Below are 19,177 nucleotides of genomic sequence, written 5' to 3' on the forward strand. Positions count from 1 at the left end.
GCGGTGAACGTTGCGACGGACGGCGCCGAGATGAAGGAGGCCCTCGTCGCGGAGGCGCTCGAGCTCGACCTCTCTGGATATGATGCGCTCGAGCTCGACGATTCGGGCGATGAGGGAACGGGCGACCGTCAGGTCGCGGTAGCGACGGACGTCCTGGCGAACAAGGGGAACGGGTTCGACCTGGAGCGCCTGAAGCGGGTGTTCGACGCGGCGGTCGTGAACCGGACGGCGACGCGCGAAGCGTTGAAGCACGTGAACACGGCGGCAGCACCGGAGGACCTGCGCGTGGAGGCGTTCATCGGAAGCGTGATGGAGACCTACGATACGAACAAGGGCGTGCTGCCGAACGTGACGGGCTACGTGACGGAGGAAGTGATCGCGGGGCTGACGCAGGACATGGCCGACTTCGAGGCGCTAAGCCCTTCAAGCAAGACTGCGGTCCGCGTCGTCCTGCACCAGGAGGAGAACTATCCATCGTGGAGCGCGATGTACGCGACGTTCAAGTCCGAGCTCGTGAAGGCACAGGATCTGGAACAATTGGTAGTACAATAAAGAAAAAATAATTATTATCTTCCAAAAAAACCTGAAGATGAATAAGATTTTGACTTGAGAGTAAATAAATATTCATGGACCGGCGGCCAACTTGGCTGCCGGTTTTTCATTTTGGTCAGGTGAAGCAGACGAATCACTGAAATCACATGAATGTGCTTCACCTTCACGAAGGAGATCGTCATTTTTCGGTTATGGACTCATTTGTCAAGGGCATCTGCTGCGAGATATTCAAGAGATGGAGTGAGCGGGACGCATATTTTTGATAGTTCGACTCATCTCGTTGCTTTTCGGGATATATTCCGGGAGATGCTATATAAGGTTGCAAGACTGAGAGGGGAGAAACGATAATGACGAAAATAAGAAAATTGACGGATTGGCTGTCAGATGCCCAGCGTAAAGCGGTCGATCGACAGGTGTTGGTGTTCGTTAGGGACCTGCAAATACAGCAGGGATCAGCTTCGCTGGTGGACTAGTTTGCCCTTCGGACACCGATATGTCGATGGCTTGTTCGCCGTGACTGGGTGGGACAGTGCCGACATCGATGCGTTGATCGAAGAACGCCTCGCCATCTTGGCGCGCCGTAAGATCTTGCTTGCGCTGGACGTCGGAACCGATACGGAGTACGTGATCAACCTGCAAACTGAAGATTGAGAAGTGAAAGGACCTCTTGTCGGGCTTAATCACCCTGAGGCGAATGCTCCCGTGAAGCGAAATGCTTTGCGGGAGCTATTTGTAGTTTGACCAACAGAGAGAAGCGGTTAGACGGAACAAATTACTGCTCTGCTGAACTGTGTATTCATGAAGATGATAACACCTGAACTCATCGGTTCAACGGTCATTTGAAATGAAGGTAAAAGACGAGAAGCGTCGGCGTATAGTTGCGTTCGACAGGATGGTTGATCCTACTGCGTCCCAGTTCTCTTTTCGCAGTCCGTCAGAAGATTGAAATCGAAAAACCAATTCCCTCACTAAACGGAATCCCGAATCATAATTACCATTAATTTCATATAATGGTTTTTAGATGAAGGGGGATATGATGCATGAAAAAGATGAAACTCTGGCTTCGCCATTCAATCGCGCTCGTTCTTGCGATTGGTGTCCTAAGTGGGACAGGAACGACAGCAGAAGCCGAGAATCCGGAACTGCTGCTCGGAAAGACGACGAAGGGGACGCTAACGGCGAGTCAGCCGGTCCGTTATTATCAATTCAAGCTTGAACGGGCAGGTCGCCTGACGCTCGACGTCAAGTCGTCGGTCGAGAAATGGGCGCGCTTCGAGCTGTACGACAGCTTCAACAAAAAGGCGATGACCGTCGAACCACGGGGCACTGCCTCGATGCCGGGGCGCGAAGTGGTTTGGCGGGATCTCGAGGCAGGCAGCTACACGCTGAAGGTATCGGAATCAGATGGTGAGACGAGCGTCGGTTCGTTCGAGGTCGCGACGACGTTCCTCCCGGCGAACAACGAGGAGAAGGAGCCGAACGACGGGACGGCGATCGCCCACCCGCTCGCGATTGGCAAAAGCATCAAAGGCCTGTTGACGTGGCAAGACGGACGGGATATGTATGCGGTCGATTTGACGCGTGCCGGACGGCTGAGCCTCGATGTGTCGTCTGCTATCGACCCGCGTGCTTTCATTGGGCTTAACGATTCCTATAATACGCGAATCTGGTATGCATACTTTGCGGGAAACTCAAGCAATCCGGACAGGAAATTGTTCGCGGTAGACCTCGAACCGGGCCGTTACTACATTGAAATCGAAACATGGAGTGACAAGCATAGTGGTTCTTATCAACTGAAGACCGCGTTCACTCCAGCCTACAACACGGAATCGGAACCGAACAATGGTCCGGCGGAAGCGCAGGTTCTGCCCTTTTCTAAACGGTTGACCGGATTCATCTCGTGGAACGATTCGGCGGACGTCTATCAAATCGTCGTGCCGAAGGCGAGCACGATCGGAATCGACTTGAATTCGAACATTCGCTCCTACGCGTCGATCGAGCTGATCGATGATATGAACAACAGCTTGTTCAAGGATTACGCCCAGACGATCAGTACGACGGGGCGCCTGAAGAAGATGGTCACGCTTCCGAAGGGGACCTACTACCTGAAAGTCGGTGAATACGGCACGACGAACGGGCGGACAGGAAAATACCAGCTGACCGTGACGTCGAGCCACCTGTTGCCGGCGCTCTCGGTCAACACGGTCTTGCGCTCCTCGACAAAAGTTTCCGGCAAGACGGAAAAGAGTGCGAGCGTCACCCTGACCTGCGACCAGAAGAGTTACACGCGCAAAGCGGACGCGAACGGAAACTACTCCTTTGCGATCAAGCGGCAGAAGGCCGGCGCCTTGCTCAAGGTGACGGCGAAGAACAAATACGGGGCTATTACCAAGACGATCCGAGCAAAATGATAGGAGAAAGAGAGGACCTTAGAGAATGAGCAGATTCTCCAAGGTCCTCTGCCGTTCCGGAAAGCCGCCTGCCCGCTTCGGGGCGAATCAGCCGTTTTCCTGAAAAGGGCGAGTTAATTGAAAAAAATGGCATGTAAGTAAGTTAAAAGTAATAATGATATGCTATTATCAATCTTGTGTGATTTTTTACATAATTGATTCCGATGCGCGTTCAGCTGAAGGCGCATCGACCTGTTAAATGGAGGGTTTCCTGATGGCATGTGTACAGTGTGAAACCGCGGCGCGACAGAACTTGGCGTTCTGCCCGGGCTGCGGCAAGAAAGTCGAGATGACGGCCGCGAGCAGGCAGGAGCGGAACACGGAACCGGGCGAACGGAAGAGTGGCATGTCCCGAAAGAAGAAGGGGATGCTCGTCACCCTGCTGCTTGCAGCAGGACTCGGCGCCGGCTATTTCGGCCTTGCGCGTGAGGTCTTCACGGCAGAGGCGAACACGAATGAAATCCGGCAGGCGATCCAGCTGTCGGACGCGAAGAAGCTCGCGGGACACCTCGAATATGACGGCAAGACGGTCGACGAGAAACTCGCGCGACGTTTTCTTGACGCGCTCAAGGACACCCCGGACGAGAAGAAGGAACTGCTCGACTACTTGTGGCAGGCGGGACGGTCCTTGACAGCGGAGAACGAAAGCGGCGTGCCGGGGCAGGTCGTCGCGTCCGGGCGACAATATGGCGTCTTCCAAGATTACCGGCTCCGCCTCGACGGGATGAAGACGACGATCGTCAGCAACTTCGAAGGTACGAAGGTGACGCTCGCCGATCCGGTCGGGACAGAGACGAGTTCGCCGGACGCGGACGGCATCGCCCTGACAGGGGTCTATCCGGGCCTGCTCAAGGCGAAAATCGACTACGACGGCCAGTACGGCAAGGAGTCGGCAGACGTGGTCATCAACCCGCTCGCGCTCGACGCGCCGGACCGGATGTATGAGATCGAGCTGAAGGGAAAGGCGGTCACTCTCGATCAGACCTATCCGGAGGCGACGCTCTTCGTCGACGGGGAGAACACGGGAGAGACGGTCGGGAACCTCGAGGCCTATGGGCCGGTCCCAAAGGACGGGATCACCCTGTCGATCGAGAACGAGTTCGCCTGGGGAAGCGAGACGTCAGCGGACGTGCTCGTCAAACCGGACATGAAGGAAGCGAAGTTCGTCTTCAAGCCGTCCGCAATGACGCTCGACCAGATCGAGGACGCAGTCGCGTGGCACGCCTCGGAATGGGTCGACGCAGCGGAGAACCGGTCGACGGGCTACTTCACGCTGATCGACGACGTCGGGTATCTCACGCAACAACAGCAGAACTACGACGACTGGTATGAACGGGACCGGGAGTGGAGCGGGGAGTACTTGAGCTCGTCGATCGACCCGTCGACGGCGAAGTTCGTCGACTACGGCGGTGAGACGGCGATCGAGGTGACGGCGACGACGCGGATCCGTGGGAAGTTCGTCGACTATTATGGAGACGATTTGTCAGGAGAATCGACATCGACCTCGGTCTTCCGTTACCTGTTCACCTATGGCGAGACGGAGGATGCGGGACCGATGTTCCGCATCCAGCAAGCGACCAACATAAAATGACATATTTAAGGAGGAACGACCGATGACAGAATGGGAAACGATCCAGTCCCGCTTTTTGGCGATGAACCCGAAGGAACTGAATGAACAGGCGGAGCAGGCGCGCCGTGAGAAGGGCAAGCTGCTCTATGAGATTGGCGAGCGGCACTATACACGTTTGCGGACGGAGGGCAAGCATGAGGAAATCCGCGCCATCCTCGAGCAGGAGGTGCTGATCTACGGCGCGCTCCTGCGAATCGAAGAGATGGAGCGGGAAGCGGCGCGCCGGGCATGTAAAACGTGCAAGGCGACGCTCGAGCCGGGCGCGAAGTTCTGCGGCACGTGCGGCACGCCTGTCCCGCAGGAAGCGGGAGCGAAAAAGACTCCATGCCGGGCCTGCCGGACGCTGCAACCGGCGGACCAGCCATATTGCACGTGCTGCGGTTCTGAAATGAGTGGTCTTTCATGAAGTACTGCCCAACATGCGGCACGCCGCACACGTCGAAAGATCAATACTGCGCGATCGACGGGACGCGTCTCGACCAGACCGTCCGTCCGGTCCGCTTCGAACAGGCGGCACAGTACTGCGTCGCCTGCGGACACCAGCAAAACGCGTCCGCGTCCTACTGCCCGAGTTGCGGGCATTCCCGGATGATCGCCGCGTCGGCGGAAGCGGGACGCTTCGAGCGGATCGCGCGTGAGACGATCCGCCCGGGCGATGTCCGGGACAAGTGGAAAAACAAGGACTGGAACGGGTTGCTCGGCGGGATGAAGCAAGGCGTCTCCGCCTTCTTCGCCCAGACGGACTTCTCCCGGTCGAACCCGAACTTCACGGTCGGGCTGACGACGGGATTGAGCTTCATCGGCGTGTTGCTCCTGACGCTCCTGCTCGGCCTCTCACTGACTGGCGGAAACACGTACACGGAAGACCTGGCCGAGTGGCAACTCCGGTACGGCGAGGAGGCCGGTTTCATCGGCCGTCTGGCCTTCGCCGCCTTTTGCGCGCTCGCCGGCTTCACCCTATCGATGAACGACGAGATCAAATCGACGCTCTCGGCAGAAGCGATGCGTTACGCGAATGCCGATGAGGTGGCGTTCGTTCGCAAGGCGGTCAGTCAAGCGGACCTTTCGCTTCAGGCAGGGCATTACCTGTTGTCGATCGTCGGAATCGGCCTGCTCCTGCTTGCCGCCTGGTTCCTTGAAAAGGGCGGCGTGTCGGGACGAAAGGCGACGAGCTGGAACGACCGGTTCGAACGCATTCTGGCGTTTACGGCAACGGTCTTGCTGTTCGTCCTGCTCGCCGGGTTGCTCGCAGCAGATTTCGGTGTCGTCGACATCCATCTGTTCGGCGGTCTGTTCCGGACGCTGCTCATCCTCGGTATCAGCCTCCCAGCCCTCGCGCTCCTGTTCGCGATGCCGCGGCACGGCGTTCTGAAGGCGATGCGCCTCGGCGTCGCGACCGGAGTGTCGCTCTACGGACTGACGCTGTTCCTGACGGGAGTGACGCTGCTCGCCACCTTCCATCAGATGGAGGAGGATGGGATCGACGTGCCGGCTGAGGAGCAGGTGACGTTCATCCTCTTCAACACGGCGTCCCCGCTCTACACCGTCACGCAAGGCGGGTACATCGAAATCAAATCGACTGCGATGAACGCGGAATATAAGATGAAGCTCGCGCTGTACGGGGAGGACCGCCTCGGCGACATGCAGAAACCGATCGAGGAGGCGGTCGAATCGTCGAGTGACGCGCTCGCGCCGTACGACCTCATGCAGTTGGCGGAAAACGGCGGTCTGCTTGCGCTCGACGACAAGGTGACACGCTACGACGAGACCGTCGACATGACGTTGCTCGGTCGGATCGCAGAAATCGTCGACAAGGAGGACTACGCGGAAGACTATGAGATCGAGGACTTGCTCCAGACGCGTGTCGCGCCATACGGTCTGCTCTTCCTGCTGCTCTTCTGCGCGTTGCACCTCGTCCATGGAGTGCGGTACCTGAAGAACTGGCGGGAAGCTGCTGCCTATGGTGGCGTCCTCGCTGCGGTCGGGCTGTTCGTCGCCTTCTTCACCCATACGTCGCTCGACCTGACGTGGGACGGCGAGGTGCTCGGAGGTATCGCCGTCACGGCCCTCAGCTTGACGAATGTTGGCCTGATGTTCGCCTTCGCCTTCTTGCCTGCAGCGGGCGGTGCCTATCTCTGGCGCTTGAAAGATTGATCAGCGTGACATCCTATCAGAATGGAGGGATCTTATGGATCCGTATGAACGATTAGGCATCTCCCGTACGTCCTCTGAGAAACAAATCAGAGAGGCGTATGAGGAGAAGCTGGCACTCTATCCGGAAGAGTCCGAGGAGCGGACGGAGGTCGAACGGGCCTTCGTCGTTATCCGGTACGAACGCGGGTTGAAGAGTAAAAAGAACAAAATCCGGGGGCTCGTCATCGCGGGCGTCCTCCTGATTGGTGCGGCCGGAGGAATGGTCTATTATCTCGGCGGCGAAGAGAGTGAGGCAGTGGAGGACCCGAAGAAGAAGACGTCTTTCGTCGTCGGGGAGCAAGAACAGACGGAGACGGAAGAAGAATCAGAACAATCAACGATCGAGCCGGAACCGAAGGAATCGGACGAATCGCAAGAGGCGGAACGCGACCGGGAGGAAGTGATAAAGCTGTCCGAAATCTTCTTCACGGAACTCGAAGACTCACTGACGAACCGCTCGGTCGAAGGCCTCTCGGTGAGCACGCCGAGCTACAATGCGACCTTCCAGTCGAGCCTTGATGATCTGAAGGTCGGCGGCTACATCTTCGACGGTGAGCTGTCGGTACGCGAAATCGGGGAAGACGACATCAAGGTCGACGGCAATCAGGCGACTGCGACCGTCACGGTCGACTACTCGTCCCGCTCTTACCAGCCTGACCTGCACGAACGTCCGGCGGCGAGCTCGGTCGTCTGGAAGCTCGAACTTATCAAGAAAGGCGGCGACTGGCTCGTCGACAAGCGGACACCGTTGTCGGATTCCGCGACGGGCCGGGGTATGGATGTCCGGGACGAGGTGAAGCAAAACATCATCGGGACGATCTCGAGTCATGCGCAGGAATGGGCGGATGCCTATCAAGCGAAAGACGTCAGCTACTTCACGCACTTCACGACGCAAGAGTATCTCGAGCGTCAGCGCTCGTACTATGACGACATGAACGCAAACGAAGTTTATTGGGAAGGGTACCTCGACCGGATCGAGTACTCGCCATCCTCGATCAAGGTGAGTGAGGTGGCGACGTCGCTGACGGCGACGATCGAGGTCCTCTCCCATTATGAGGGCGACTATTTCAATGAAGAGGATGGATCGCTCGACGACCCGGACGACGGCGCGAAGACGACGTTCCGCTATCATCTGAAATATGAGAAGGATGAAGGGCGCTGGTATATCACGAGTACCGATAAGCTGAAAGGCTTCACCGCCGCGGATACGGAATATTACTGAGGCGGTTCGCGCCGCTTAACTGGGAATGAACACACATGAAGTCCGGGAGATGACATCTTCCGGACTTTTGACGTTCAGCGGAAGGAAACCGCTCGAGAAAAGGGGAGCAAGGCTTAAAAAACAGCGTCTCGAGTCTTGCAGGCAAAAAAGAAGACCACTGAACCAGACGCGGTTCAGGGTCGTCTGATGGATGCGCTCACACAGAAACGTCTGCGGTACTTGCGTTTGATGGACTTGCTGACGCCGTCCGCATTACGGTTCCTTTTGACGACGAACTGGATGCTCGTGTCCTTCTTGTAGAGGCGCTTGTTGATCGTCATCTTGCAGGAGGCGTTGCTGCGCGGCTTCGCCTTGAACGCTTCGAAGCGGGCATATTATCGCCTAATTTTGATAGAAAAGGAAAAAGAAAAACAAAAGGAATGTATTGATTTTTAATGGTAAAATATATGAAAAAAGGAATGGGAAAAGTATGCTCACTTTGATTATTATAGGGGTCATCGGCTGGGCGGCGATTGTTTTCCTCGACAAGGAAAAAGAAGAGACGGCTCGTCACGCTGAAACGAACAGTAAAAGTTACGGCGAAATCATATATATCGATTTAGAGAAAGGGAGCTTTATGTTGAGTCATGGAGTGAGGGTGGATGGAAATGCTACATTGTTCCATCATCCCGAGACACCAAATTTATTCACATGGTTCAGCGAGGGGGAAATCAGATTCCATCACCTGCAGGATGAGGTTAAACTGACTGTCTGGATGACACAACGGAACGGGCAGCCAAAATATTATGTGAAAAATATGAGTGTCAATGGAGAGGATTATACTTATCCGCAGGGACGATTCTCCAGCTACTGCAAGCGACTCGAACAGTTAAAGAAATCAGGACGAATCAAAGGAGAACTTGGGACACACGTCACTCGATCCCTGGTGAGTCTCATGGCGTTCAATGCGATAATCAAGGAATATGCGAACTTCGATGATCTACTTCGGGCAAAGTCGTCGCATCAACGTGAACTTCTTCTGAAATACGATGCTTACATCGCTCAGGCTGTTGATAAGATCTCTAAGGAACAGAAAGCGAGCAAAGATGAGCGGGAACAAGAGTCTCGAAAAAAGAGTGAGCAGAAACATGAGAATCGAAACGAAGAGCGGAAGGATGACTCCAAAAAACAATCCTCTTCTGGCTATACGGGCAGTAACTATGATATCTACCTCAAGGTGCTCGAGTTCGATAGTGTGCACAACGTGACGTTCGACGAAATCAAGAAGAGATACCGCGCCCTCGCGCGGAAATATCATCCGGACAGTCCGACTGGCGACGAACGCCGGTTCAAGCTGGTTCGCGAATCCTATGAACACCTTGAAGCGAACTTCCCGAGATGACGGCAGGAAGTCGAAGGATCGATGTTTCACTCTCAACCCATCAGACGCTCTCTTTTCAGAGGGCGTTTTTCAGTTGAATGCGGACGAGTAGCGAATCGGCGTTCCTTTCCATTAGTCTGATGTTTTGGCAGGAAATGTCACAGCTGTTCTTGAACAACACAAGACAGAGGGACATTGGTTTCTGTTTCTGAAATATGCTACAATGCAAAAGTTGTGCATCGTACTTATCTATTCGGACGGCTCCCCGCCGTCCTCCCATAACCGTAAGGAGTGAATGTAATGATCAAAGAATGGAACCTGCTGCGCATACTCGCCTGCGTCAGCATCGTCTTCCTCCACAGCATGACGCTGAACAAGGGGCAGATCACGGCCGGGAACGCGGAGATGTTCAATTTCATCCGCACGCTGCTCTGCTACGGGACGCCGACGTTCGTCGTCCTGTCGGAGATGATCCTCGCGAACCGCTACCCGCTCGGCTTGCCAAGCAACTTCTGGAAGAAGCGGATCCAGTTCATCTTCCTGCCGTTCCTCGCGTTCGGCGTCGTCGACGCGCTGCTCGACTTCAAGCTGTCCGGGATGGCGCTGCCTGAGAACCTCGTCAACAACCTGGTGTTCGGGATGTTCGAAGGCTACTTCGTCCTCGTCATCTTCCAGTTCTATCTCCTGCACTACCTCGTGACGAAGCTGAAGCTGTCGATGGTCTGGTTCCTGCCGGCCGCGCTCCTCGTGACGTACGTCGCGATGGAGATCACGCCGATGAACCTGTACGACCCGCACCTCATGAAGGTCGGCTTCTTCTCGTGGATCGGCTTCTTCGCGATCGCCTTCGTCATCGGCAAGCACTATGACGTCATCCGCGAGACGCTGCAGAAGCACCGCCTCGGCGTCCTGTTCGTCTTCCTGACGGCGCTCGTCGCCTTCTACATCTCGCATACGATGATCGGCTACAACACGACGGTCACGTCGCGCCGGGCCGACTTGATCCCGTTCGTCCTCTCGGTCGCCGCGATGGTCATCGCCTGGGGCGGCAACATCCCGTACCAGGGCTGGATGCGGACGATCAACGACTACTCGTTCGGGATCTACCTGCTCCACTGGCCGATCCTCCGCGTGATCGGGCCGAAGCTCGTCCCGCTGTTCGAGAGCTCGGTCGTCTCGATCCTCGTCCTGTTCGCGGTGACGCTCCTTGCGACGGTGACTTCGATCAAGCTGCTGTCATACCTGCCGTTCAGCGCCTACCTGATCGGACAGACCCGCCGCGTCTACAAGAAGCGTCCGGCGCGTCCGGAAGCAGAACAGTCGGCGAGCTGATCCTGACCGTCGCCTCCCTCGAGCGCGGCGGTTTTTTCGTCCGCCGCAGGAAGGATTGACACGGATTTTTCGGATGGCTAGAATTAACGTTGACTGGCCGGACGCGCTCCGGCCCTTTCTCCGGTCTGACGCTGGCATGCGCCGCGTGTTATGATGGGAGAATAACGATTCATACCCCTCGATAATGGAAGGAACTTGACGCTATGTGGAAAGAAATGAAGAATATCGTCGCCGAGCAGATCGCGCATTTCCCGCTGATCCGCCGCCTCGCGCGATATGAGATAAAATCGACGCACGCCGAGCAGAAGCTCGGCCTCCTGTGGGAGCTGCTCAACCCGGGGCTGCAGATCCTCATCTACTGGTTCGTCTTCGGTGTCGGCCTGCGCGGCAACTCGCACGTCGACGGCACACCGTTCATCGTCTGGATGCTCGCCGGGATCGTCGTCTGGTTCTTCGTCAACGACGCGCTCCTGCGCGGCTCGAACTCGATCAACAGCCGTCTCGCGATGGTGACGAAGATGCGCTTCCCGATGAGCGCCATCCCGTCGTACGTCATCCTCTCACGGATGTACCAGCACCTCGCGATGATCGTCATCGTCCTCGTCGTCGTCCTGCTCAACGGGATCCCGCTGACGTGGAAGCTGCTGCAGCTGCCGTACTACCTGTTCTCGACCTACGTGTTCGTCTACGCCGTGTCGCTCTTCTTCTCGACGCTCGTGACACTCGTCAAGGACATCCAGAACCTGCTCCAGTCGGTCATGCGGATGCTGTTCTACATGACGCCGATCCTCTGGACGATCGACACGTTCCCGGACGTCTTCCACGGCTTCCTGCGCCTCAACCCGGTCTACTACCTCGTCGAGGGATACCGGGCGAGCCTGCTCGGCGGTTCGTGGCTCTGGCAGGAGTGGCCGACCGGCCTCTACTTCTGGAGCGTGACGCTCCTGTTGTTCACGGCAGGGACGTTCCTGCACATCAAGTTCCGTAAATCATTCACTGAGCTCGTCTAATAGGGAAGGAAAAGGATTTCATGGCTATGATCACATTGGAACATGTCACGAAACGCTTCGACATGGTCACCACGACGAAAGAAAAGTTCAAACTGCTGTTCAAGAACCAGAGCAAGACCGTCAAGACCTTCACGGCGCTGCGCGACGTCTCGCTGACGATCGGCAGCGGCGAGGTCGTCGGCCTCGTCGGGATCAACGGATCCGGCAAGTCGACCCTGTCGAACCTGATTTCAGGGATCATCTACGCGAACGAGGGATCGGTCGAGATCAATGGCGAGGTCGCGATCATCGCCGTCTCGCAAGGGCTGAAGAACGTCCTGACGGGACGTGAGAACATCCGCCTGAAGTGCCTGATGCTCGGGATGGACGAGACGGAGATCAACCGCCGGATGCCGGAGATCATCGACTTCGCGGACATCGGCGACTTCATCGACCAGCCGATCAAGAAGTACTCGAGCGGGATGAAGTCCCGTCTCGGCTTCGCGATCGCCGTCAACGTCGACGCCGACATCCTGATCGTCGACGAGGCGCTGTCGGTCGGCGACCAGACGTTCTACAATCGTTGCATCGACCGGATGAACGAGTTCAAGGCGGAAGGCAAGACGATCCTGTTCGTCAGCCACTCGCTCGGGCAGATCAAGAGCTTCTGCGACCGCGTCGTCTGGCTCGAATACGGCCAGGTCAAGGAGGACGGCAAGACGGCGGACGTCCTGCCTGACTACGAGAAGTTCCTCGCCGACTACAAGAAGCTGTCGAAGGAAGAGCAGCACAAATACCGGGCGGACCGCCTGAAGGAACAGGCGAAGAACGCGAAGAGCGGAGCCGCTCCGGAAGGCGACATGACGGTCAAGCATCCGGGCTTCATCCTGAGCGCGCTCGGGGTCGCGGCCGCCGCGTCCGGCGCCTACATGGTCGTCCGGGAGACGCCGTCGCTCGCGCATTTCGGCGACTCGCTCGCCCAGCTATTCCAAAACTTCTAAGACGGCTGTCCTGCGGCAGCTGTCTCTTTTTTTCATACTGAACGATTCGAAAGGAGAAGGGCCCATTGAACATCACCTTTGTACTCTATAACGCCTACGGGATGGGCGGGACCGTCCGGACGGTCGCGACGACGGCGAACATGCTCGTCGCGCAAGGCCACCAGGTCGAGCTGATCAGCCTGCGCCAGACGTCGGACACCCCGTTCTTCTCCTTCGCGAAGGAGATCCGGCTCCGCCCGCTCTTCAACGCGCGCAAGCCGAAGAGCCGCCTCGAGCAGCTCGCCCGGAAGGTGACGCGCCACCCGCGCGTCCACCAGCCGAGCCGGCTGATCTCACGCGAGGAGGACTTCTACCGCTGGACGAACACGACGATCGACCGGCGTCTCAAGCGTGCCCTGCAGAAGACGTCGGCAGACGTCGTCGTCGGTACGCTGCCGTCGCTGAACGCGCTGATCGCGGAGTACGTCCCGAAAAGCGTCATCCGGATCGGACAGGAACATAAGGACTACAGCGACCACGCGCAAGGCTTGCGCGAGCGGATCGAGCGGACGTACCCGTCGCTCGACGCCGTGATGGTGCTGACGCGCCACGAACAACAGACGTACGAGGCGTTCGCGCGCAAAGTCTACCGCGTGCCGAACGTGCTCGAGCGCTTCCCGGAGGCGACCGACCCGGCGAACAAGGCCGTCATCATGGCGGGACGCTTCGCGCCGGAGAAGCAGACGGCGCAAGGGATCGACGCCTTCTTCCGCGTCGCACCGGAATTCCCGGACTGGCGCCTGATCATCTACGGCAGCGGGCGCGAACGCAAGCTGCTGAAGCAGAAGGTCGAGGCGGAAGGCAACCCGAACGTCGAGATGCGGGGCCGGGCGAGCGACATGTTCGAGGCGTTCCGTGAAGGATCGGTCTTCCTGCTGCCGTCGCGGCACGAGTCGTTCGGGATGTCGCTGCTCGAGGCGATGGCATGCGGACTCAGCGCCGTCAGCTACGACTGCATCGGTCCGTCCGAGCTGATCGAGGACGGCCAGAGCGGACGGATCGTCCCTCAAGGCGACCTTGGCGCGATGGCCGACGCGCTGCGCGTCCTGATGCAGGACGAGGAGCTGCGCAAGCGGACGGGCGAGGCCGCGCGGAAGCGGGTCGCGGACTATACGGTCGAAGCGAGCGGGGAGCAGTGGCGAACCATCCTGCGAGAGCTCGAAGAACAGAAACAGACAGAGACAGATACAGGCAGAAGGAGTGGAAGAGGATGAGCATCGAGCTGATTGGGCTACGGATGAGAGAAGGCGAAGTCGTCCTTGAGACGACGGACGGGACGGCCCTGGTCGTCCGGGACGAGGTCGGACGCGTCGTCGAAGGGACGGGCGAGGGCGAATGGCGCGGAGAGTTGCCGGAAGGGATGTACACGATCGAGGCGCAAGGCTTGCGACCGGCAAACCTCCACAGCGTCGCGACACGGGGAGACGACGTCCACTTCCTGAAGACGGTCGCGACGGAGGACGGCTTGTACTTGCGCCACCTCGTGACGCGGACGCCGCACGTCCGCGCGACGGCGATGACGATCACGGAGGACGCGGTCGGCCATCTCGAGCTTCGCCTGACGCTCGACGACGAGACGATGAAGAAGGTGCAGGGCGCTACGCAAAAAGGGACGCTTCGCATCCGGCTCTCGGACGTCGGGTCCGGGCGCTGGAACCAGCTCCGGATGATCAACGTATCGGGCGACACGCTCACGTTCAGCTCGAAGGCGGCGATCGAACGCTTCCGGACCGGTAACTGGCAGATCCATCTGTACGACGCAAGACGCCCAGCCGTCTACGACGTCGTCGCGCTCGACGGCTTCGACTGCCGCGCCGAAGGGCTCGGTCAGCACGCAGGATTCGTCCCGTACCGCGCGGTCTCGCCGTTCGCGACGATCCGCCTGCTCGAGCCGATCGACTGGTCGGGGCAGTGCCTCGAGGCTTCGTGGAACGGTTCCTACCTGACGCAGCGCGTTGCGCTCGCCCCGTCCTTCCCGCTCGACTCGGTCCTCTACCTCGCCTGGCGCCACAACCGCTCCGGCTACGAGGTGCCGGTCGAGTGGCAAAGCGACGGCGACGGTCTCGTCGTCGGCGTCGACTGGGGTGCGGTCACCCAGTGGAAGGGCGGCGCCTGGACGCTGTTCGTCGTCACGGCGGAGCACGCGGGCCCGATCCGCGACGCACGCCTGTCGTCCGGCAAGATGGCGCAAGCCGTCGCGAACCGGGACAAGGAGATCCTCCGGTCGTTCTACGTCACGCGCGGCCTCCGGGACGAATGCCAGCTCCAGATGAGCGACAACGCCGTCAGCGGCGAGGTCGAACGCGTCTTCGTCAAGCCTTACGGGGTGAACGTGCGCGGCTGGTCGCGCATCAAGACGGCGGGCGAGCTGATCGGCTTCGAGATGCACGCGAAGATCGACGGCGAGAAGCGGAAGATTCCGCTCAAGGGCGAGATCGAACGCCGCGGCGACGCCTGCCGGTACGACCTGTCGATCACACCGGCCGACCTCGCGCTGTTCGCGCAGCATGAGTTCCGCTGGTCGCTCCGCGCCGTCTATCAGCTCGGCGACCTCGAGCTGCCGTTGCCGCTCCGCCACACGACGGGCGGGACGAACCTCGCGCAAGTCCACGTCTACCCGGAGATGATCATCGGGACGGAGGCGATCGAGCCGTTCTTCAGCGGGCTCGACCTCTGGCTCAAGCAGTCGCCGGCCGGCAAGGTCTGGCTGCGCGACCTCGATACGTCAGGCGGCGAGCGCCGCATCACCGTGTCGTGTCACCGGCTCGAGGCGAAGGGACGCCTCGCGCTGATCGGCGCGGAGGACGAGACGCTGCTCGCGCTCGACCCGGTCGAAAGCGACGGGACGGACATGACGTTCGTGCTGACGGAAGCGACGCTCGCTGAGCACTTCGCGGACAAGCCGGTCCAGGCGAAGGTCGCCTTCGTCAAGGAGCAGGGAGGCGTCGAACGCTTCTACCCGGTCTTCGCCGAGCAGGCGGACGTGTTCAAGCCGTACGCGACGTTCATGCGCGGAATGATCGGCAAGGGGCACCAGCGCTACTCGACGTACGTCGTCCAGAAGACGGGGCAGCTCATGTTCGAGGCGCGTCCGCTCAACGCGTTCGAGCGCCGCTCGCCGCGCCTGCTGAACCGTGCGGCCCGCCTGTGCGCGCTCGCGCTCAAGCCGCTCTACAAGAAGCCGGTCTGGCTGATCGGCGAGAACCTCGGGGAGGTCGCCCAGGACAACGGGCTCGCCTTCTTCGAGTACGCGCTCGGTCGCGAGGAGGCGAAGGTGTTCTACGTCAGCCACGCGGACAACAAGAACCAGGCGAACCTCGATCCGTACATGCGGGACGTCCTGCGGTACGACTCGTTTTCGCACCTGTTCTGGTACCACATGGCGACGAAGCTCGTCGTCGCCCACGGCATCCGTGACGTCAGCCCGTCGGTGCTGCACCGGAGCATGCGCCTCAACCGCAAGCCCGTCATCTACCTGCAGCACGGCATCATCGCGATGAAGCGGCTGTTCTTCAACCGCAACTCGTACAACGGGAAGATCGAGAAGTTCATCGTCTCCTCCGAGCAGGAGCGGGACATCATGGTCCGCGAGATGAACTTCCGCCCGGAACAGATCGGCATCACCGGGCTCGCCCGGTTCGACAAGCTGAAGGACGCGAGCCGCGAGAAGCGGCCGCGCCAGATCATGATCATGCCGACGTGGCGCGAATGGCTCCAGAACGACCGCAAGGCGTTCGTCGAGTCGGACTTCTACCAGCACTACATCGGCCTGCTGAAGGATCCGCGCCTGCACGAGACGCTCGTCGCGCACGACATCAAGATCAAGTTCTTCCCGCACTTCGAGATCCAGAAGAAGTACATGGACCTGTTCGAGCAGCTCCATCCGAACATCGACATCGTCGACCTGTCGCAGGAGACGATCGGCCAGTTGATGGCCGAGAGCACGCTGCTGATCACCGACTACTCGAGCGTCGCCTTCGACTTCAACTACATGAAGAAGCCGGTCATCTTCTACCAGTTCGACCTGGCCGACTACCAGTCGCGCCGCGGCGCCTACGTCAACTTGCGGACCGAGCTGTTCGGCAGCACGGCCGCGACGACGAGCGAGCTCGTCGAGCGGACGATCGAGGCGATCGAGAACGACTTCCGCTACGAGCCGTCGGACGTCGAGAAGTCGACGCGCTACTACTCGCACCAGGACAAGGACAACGCGAAACGGATCTATGAGATGATCATGGAACTCGAACAGTCGGGAGGAAAGAAACGATGAAAGTCACATTTTTAGCGTATAACATCTATGGCGTCGGCGGGACGGTCCGGACGATCGTCAACACGGCGAACGAACTCGTCAAGAACGGGCACGACGTCGAGATCATCAGCGTCAAGCGGACGAGTCCGCGCCCGACGTTCGCGCTCGACCGCTCGGTCAAGCTGCGTCCGCTGCTCGACGCCCGCAAGGGCAAGCTGTACCACGCCGGGATGAAGGCGCCCGTCAAGTGGGTCAAGCGCTTCCTGCTCAAACGCAGGAGCGTCCTGATCGACAAGACGGAGGACCTCTACCCGCTGTTCAGCCTGTTCACGGACATCCAGCTCTACCGCGTGCTGAAACGGCTGAAGACGGACGTGTTCGTCACGACGATCCCGTCGTTCAACCTGCTGTCCGCGAAATGGGTCGACCCGAAGATCAAGCGGATCGGCCAGGAGCACTCCCAGTTCAACGTCCACTCGCAGGAGCTCCAGGCGAAGATGCGCCAGGCGTATCCGAAGCTCGACGCGATGATGCTGCTGTCGGAAGAGGAGATGGCGGCCTACGCGGCCGAGTTCGGCGAACGCCTCCGGCTCTACCGGGTCGAGAACGCGACCGAGATGCCGGACGTCCGCTCGACGCTCGACAAGAAGGTCATCCTGTCCGCCGGGCGGATTTCGCACGAGAAGGGGTTCGACCGCCTGATCGAGGCGTTCGACCTGATCAAGGACGACTATCCGGACTGGCAGCTCCACATCTATGGCGACGGGGAGGAGAAGCCGGCGCTCCGGGAACTCATCTTCGAGCGCGAATGCTACAACCAGGTGTTCCTCCATCCGAAGACGAACGCCTTGCCGCGGAAGATGCAGGACGCGTCGATCTACGCCCTCGCCTCGCGCTACGAGTCGTTCGGGATGGTCCTGATCGAGGCGATGGCGCTCGGCGTCCCGTGCGTCTCGTTCGACATCAAGGGACCGGCGGCGATCATCACGCACGAGACGGACGGCCTGCTCGCCCCGGAAGGCGACATCGAGGCGTTCGCCGCGCAGCTGCGCCGCCTGATCGAATCGGACGAGCTCCGTCACCGGCTCGCAGAAGGCGCAGTCCGCCGGAGTCGCGACTACTCGACCGAGGTGATCGGCCAAAAATGGGAGACGCTGCTGCATGAGGTCGCGCCGCAAGCGTTTAAAAAGAAGCGCTGAAATATGATATGCTGAAGACGACTGAACACATGGGGGGATTTACGATGATCAAGAAGAAGGTTAGAAAGGCCATCATTCCAGCGGCCGGGCTCGGGACACGTTTCCTGCCGGCGACGAAGGCGATGCCGAAGGAGATGCTGCCGATCCTGACGAAACCGACGATCCAGTACATCGTCGAGGAGGCCGTCGCCTCCGGGATCGAGCAGATCATCATCGTCTCCGGACGAAACAAACGCGCGATCGAGGACCACTTCGACCGTGCCCCGGAGCTCGAGCAGACGCTGCTCGACAAAGGGAAGGACGAGCTCCTCGAAGCCGTCCAGGTCTCGTCGAACATGGCGGAGATCCACTACATCCGCCAGAAGGAGCCGAAAGGCCTCGGACACGCCATCTGGAGCGCGCGCCACTTCATCGGTGACGAGCCGTTCGCGGTCCTGCTCGGCGACGACATCGTCGTCTCGGAGACGCCGGGGCTGCGCCAGCTGATCGACGAGTACGAGGAGCTCCAGTCGTCCGTCATCGGCGTCCAGGAAGTACCGGATTCGGAGACGCACCGCTACGGCGTGATCGACCCGCTCGCTCAGGAAGGCCGCCGCTACCAGGTGCGCAAGTTCGTCGAGAAGCCGGCCCAAGGGACGGCACCGTCGAACAAGGCGATCATCGGGCGCTACATCCTGACGCCGCAGATCTTCGACTTCCTCGAGAAGCAGGAGGCCGGCTCAGGCGGCGAAATCCAGCTGACGGACGCGATCGAGCGTCTCAACGGCATCCAGCGCGTCTTCGCCTACGACATCGACGGCGACCGCTACGACGTCGGCGAGAAGATGGGCTACGTCGAGACGACGATCGCCTTCGCGCTCGAGGACGAGGAGATCGGCGACGAGGTCAAGGCGTTGTTGACGTCGTACGTCGAGAAGTGGCAAGGCAAGCAAGAGCAATCTTGATCGCATGAACCGGGAAG

General features: G+C 59.2%; 16 protein-coding genes. 15 read left to right on the forward strand and 1 reads right to left on the reverse strand.

Annotated elements, in window-relative coordinates; genetic code table 11:
* From DFG60_RS10250 to DFG60_RS10275, 7 genes are all read left to right on the forward strand, one after another.
* Positions 1 to 552 (forward strand): hypothetical protein (locus tag DFG60_RS10250; RefSeq protein ID WP_157964527.1); only part of this gene is annotated, 552 nt, incomplete at its 5' end.
* 474 nt (positions 553 to 1,026) lie between these two features.
* On the forward strand, positions 1,027 to 1,203 hold the full coding sequence (locus tag DFG60_RS13645; RefSeq protein ID WP_157964528.1) for a hypothetical protein: 177 nt from the start codon (positions 1,027 to 1,029) through the stop codon (positions 1,201 to 1,203).
* Between the two features lie 389 nt (positions 1,204 to 1,592).
* The gene (locus DFG60_RS10255; RefSeq protein ID WP_114571679.1) at positions 1,593 to 2,963 is read left to right on the forward strand and encodes an Ig-like domain-containing protein; all 1,371 of its coding nucleotides are present in this window, start codon (positions 1,593 to 1,595) and stop codon (positions 2,961 to 2,963) included.
* 253 nt (positions 2,964 to 3,216) lie between these two features.
* Positions 3,217 to 4,593, forward strand: a complete 1,377-nt coding sequence (locus DFG60_RS10260; protein ID WP_114571680.1) for a TcaA 3rd/4th domain-containing protein — start codon at positions 3,217 to 3,219, stop codon at positions 4,591 to 4,593.
* A gap of 22 nt (positions 4,594 to 4,615) precedes the next feature.
* Positions 4,616 to 5,038, forward strand: a complete 423-nt coding sequence (locus DFG60_RS10265; RefSeq protein ID WP_114571681.1) for a zinc ribbon domain-containing protein — start codon at positions 4,616 to 4,618, stop codon at positions 5,036 to 5,038.
* On the forward strand, positions 5,035 to 6,786 hold the full coding sequence (locus DFG60_RS10270) for a zinc ribbon domain-containing protein (RefSeq protein WP_114571682.1): 1,752 nt from the start codon (positions 5,035 to 5,037) through the stop codon (positions 6,784 to 6,786). The genes DFG60_RS10265 and DFG60_RS10270 overlap by 4 nt, the downstream gene beginning before the upstream one ends.
* Positions 6,787 to 6,820: 34 nt before the next feature.
* Complete coding sequence (locus DFG60_RS10275) at positions 6,821 to 8,047, forward strand: hypothetical protein (RefSeq protein WP_114571683.1); 1,227 nt, start codon at positions 6,821 to 6,823, stop codon at positions 8,045 to 8,047.
* Between the two features lie 173 nt (positions 8,048 to 8,220).
* Here the strand turns inward: DFG60_RS10275 and DFG60_RS13650 are convergent, their stop codons facing one another.
* Positions 8,221 to 8,367 carry a hypothetical protein gene (locus tag DFG60_RS13650; RefSeq protein WP_157964529.1) on the reverse strand — a complete coding sequence of 49 codons (147 nt, stop codon included), beginning with the start codon at positions 8,365 to 8,367 and terminating at the stop codon, positions 8,221 to 8,223.
* 104 nt (positions 8,368 to 8,471) lie between these two features.
* Between DFG60_RS13650 and DFG60_RS13740 the strand changes: the two genes are divergently transcribed.
* From DFG60_RS13740 to galU, 8 genes are all read left to right on the forward strand, one after another.
* On the forward strand, positions 8,472 to 9,428 hold the full coding sequence (locus DFG60_RS13740) for a J domain-containing protein (protein ID WP_232818694.1): 957 nt from the start codon (positions 8,472 to 8,474) through the stop codon (positions 9,426 to 9,428).
* Between the two features lie 279 nt (positions 9,429 to 9,707).
* Positions 9,708 to 10,739, forward strand: a complete 1,032-nt coding sequence (locus DFG60_RS10285) for an acyltransferase family protein (protein WP_114571684.1) — start codon at positions 9,708 to 9,710, stop codon at positions 10,737 to 10,739.
* Positions 10,740 to 10,942: 203 nt separating this feature from the next.
* Complete coding sequence (locus tag DFG60_RS10290; protein ID WP_114571685.1) at positions 10,943 to 11,749, forward strand: ABC transporter permease; 807 nt, start codon at positions 10,943 to 10,945, stop codon at positions 11,747 to 11,749.
* A gap of 20 nt (positions 11,750 to 11,769) precedes the next feature.
* The gene (locus DFG60_RS10295) at positions 11,770 to 12,729 is read left to right on the forward strand and encodes an ABC transporter ATP-binding protein (protein ID WP_114571686.1); all 960 of its coding nucleotides are present in this window, start codon (positions 11,770 to 11,772) and stop codon (positions 12,727 to 12,729) included.
* A 65-nt stretch (positions 12,730 to 12,794) separates the two neighbouring features.
* On the forward strand, positions 12,795 to 13,982 hold the full coding sequence (locus tag DFG60_RS10300; RefSeq protein ID WP_114571687.1) for a glycosyltransferase family 4 protein: 1,188 nt from the start codon (positions 12,795 to 12,797) through the stop codon (positions 13,980 to 13,982).
* On the forward strand, positions 13,979 to 17,038 hold the full coding sequence (locus tag DFG60_RS10305) for a CDP-glycerol glycerophosphotransferase family protein (protein WP_114571688.1): 3,060 nt from the start codon (positions 13,979 to 13,981) through the stop codon (positions 17,036 to 17,038). Before DFG60_RS10300 ends, DFG60_RS10305 begins: the two co-directional genes overlap by 4 nt.
* Positions 17,035 to 18,216, forward strand: a complete 1,182-nt coding sequence (locus tag DFG60_RS10310; RefSeq protein ID WP_114571689.1) for a glycosyltransferase family 4 protein — start codon at positions 17,035 to 17,037, stop codon at positions 18,214 to 18,216. Before DFG60_RS10305 ends, DFG60_RS10310 begins: the two co-directional genes overlap by 4 nt.
* Positions 18,217 to 18,260: 44 nt before the next feature.
* A complete protein-coding gene (galU, locus tag DFG60_RS10315; protein WP_114571787.1) occupies positions 18,261 to 19,160 on the forward strand; it encodes a UTP--glucose-1-phosphate uridylyltransferase GalU in 900 nt (299 codons plus the stop codon).
* Positions 19,161 to 19,177: the final 17 nt, after the last annotated feature.

Source organism: Exiguobacterium flavidum (assembly GCF_003344535.1).
Lineage (GTDB): Bacteria > Bacillota > Bacilli > Exiguobacteriales > Exiguobacteriaceae > Exiguobacterium_A > Exiguobacterium_A flavidum.

Coding starts and splice junctions, on each gene's coding strand:
- galU (WP_114571787.1), top strand. CDS start 18,261: ATGATCAAGAAGAAGGTTAGAAAGGCCATCATTCCAGCGGCCGGGCTC.
- DFG60_RS10310 (WP_114571689.1), top strand. CDS start 17,035: ATGAAAGTCACATTTTTAGCGTATAACATCTATGGCGTCGGCGGGACG.
- DFG60_RS10275 (WP_114571683.1), top strand. CDS start 6,821: ATGGATCCGTATGAACGATTAGGCATCTCCCGTACGTCCTCTGAGAAA.
- DFG60_RS10270 (WP_114571682.1), top strand. CDS start 5,035: ATGAAGTACTGCCCAACATGCGGCACGCCGCACACGTCGAAAGATCAA.
- DFG60_RS10305 (WP_114571688.1), top strand. CDS start 13,979: ATGAGCATCGAGCTGATTGGGCTACGGATGAGAGAAGGCGAAGTCGTC.
- DFG60_RS10255 (WP_114571679.1), top strand. CDS start 1,593: ATGAAAAAGATGAAACTCTGGCTTCGCCATTCAATCGCGCTCGTTCTT.
- DFG60_RS10285 (WP_114571684.1), top strand. CDS start 9,708: ATGATCAAAGAATGGAACCTGCTGCGCATACTCGCCTGCGTCAGCATC.
- DFG60_RS10290 (WP_114571685.1), top strand. CDS start 10,943: ATGTGGAAAGAAATGAAGAATATCGTCGCCGAGCAGATCGCGCATTTC.
- DFG60_RS10260 (WP_114571680.1), top strand. CDS start 3,217: ATGGCATGTGTACAGTGTGAAACCGCGGCGCGACAGAACTTGGCGTTC.
- DFG60_RS13650 (WP_157964529.1), bottom strand. CDS start 8,367: ATGACGATCAACAAGCGCCTCTACAAGAAGGACACGAGCATCCAGTTC.
- DFG60_RS10265 (WP_114571681.1), top strand. CDS start 4,616: ATGACAGAATGGGAAACGATCCAGTCCCGCTTTTTGGCGATGAACCCG.
- DFG60_RS10295 (WP_114571686.1), top strand. CDS start 11,770: ATGGCTATGATCACATTGGAACATGTCACGAAACGCTTCGACATGGTC.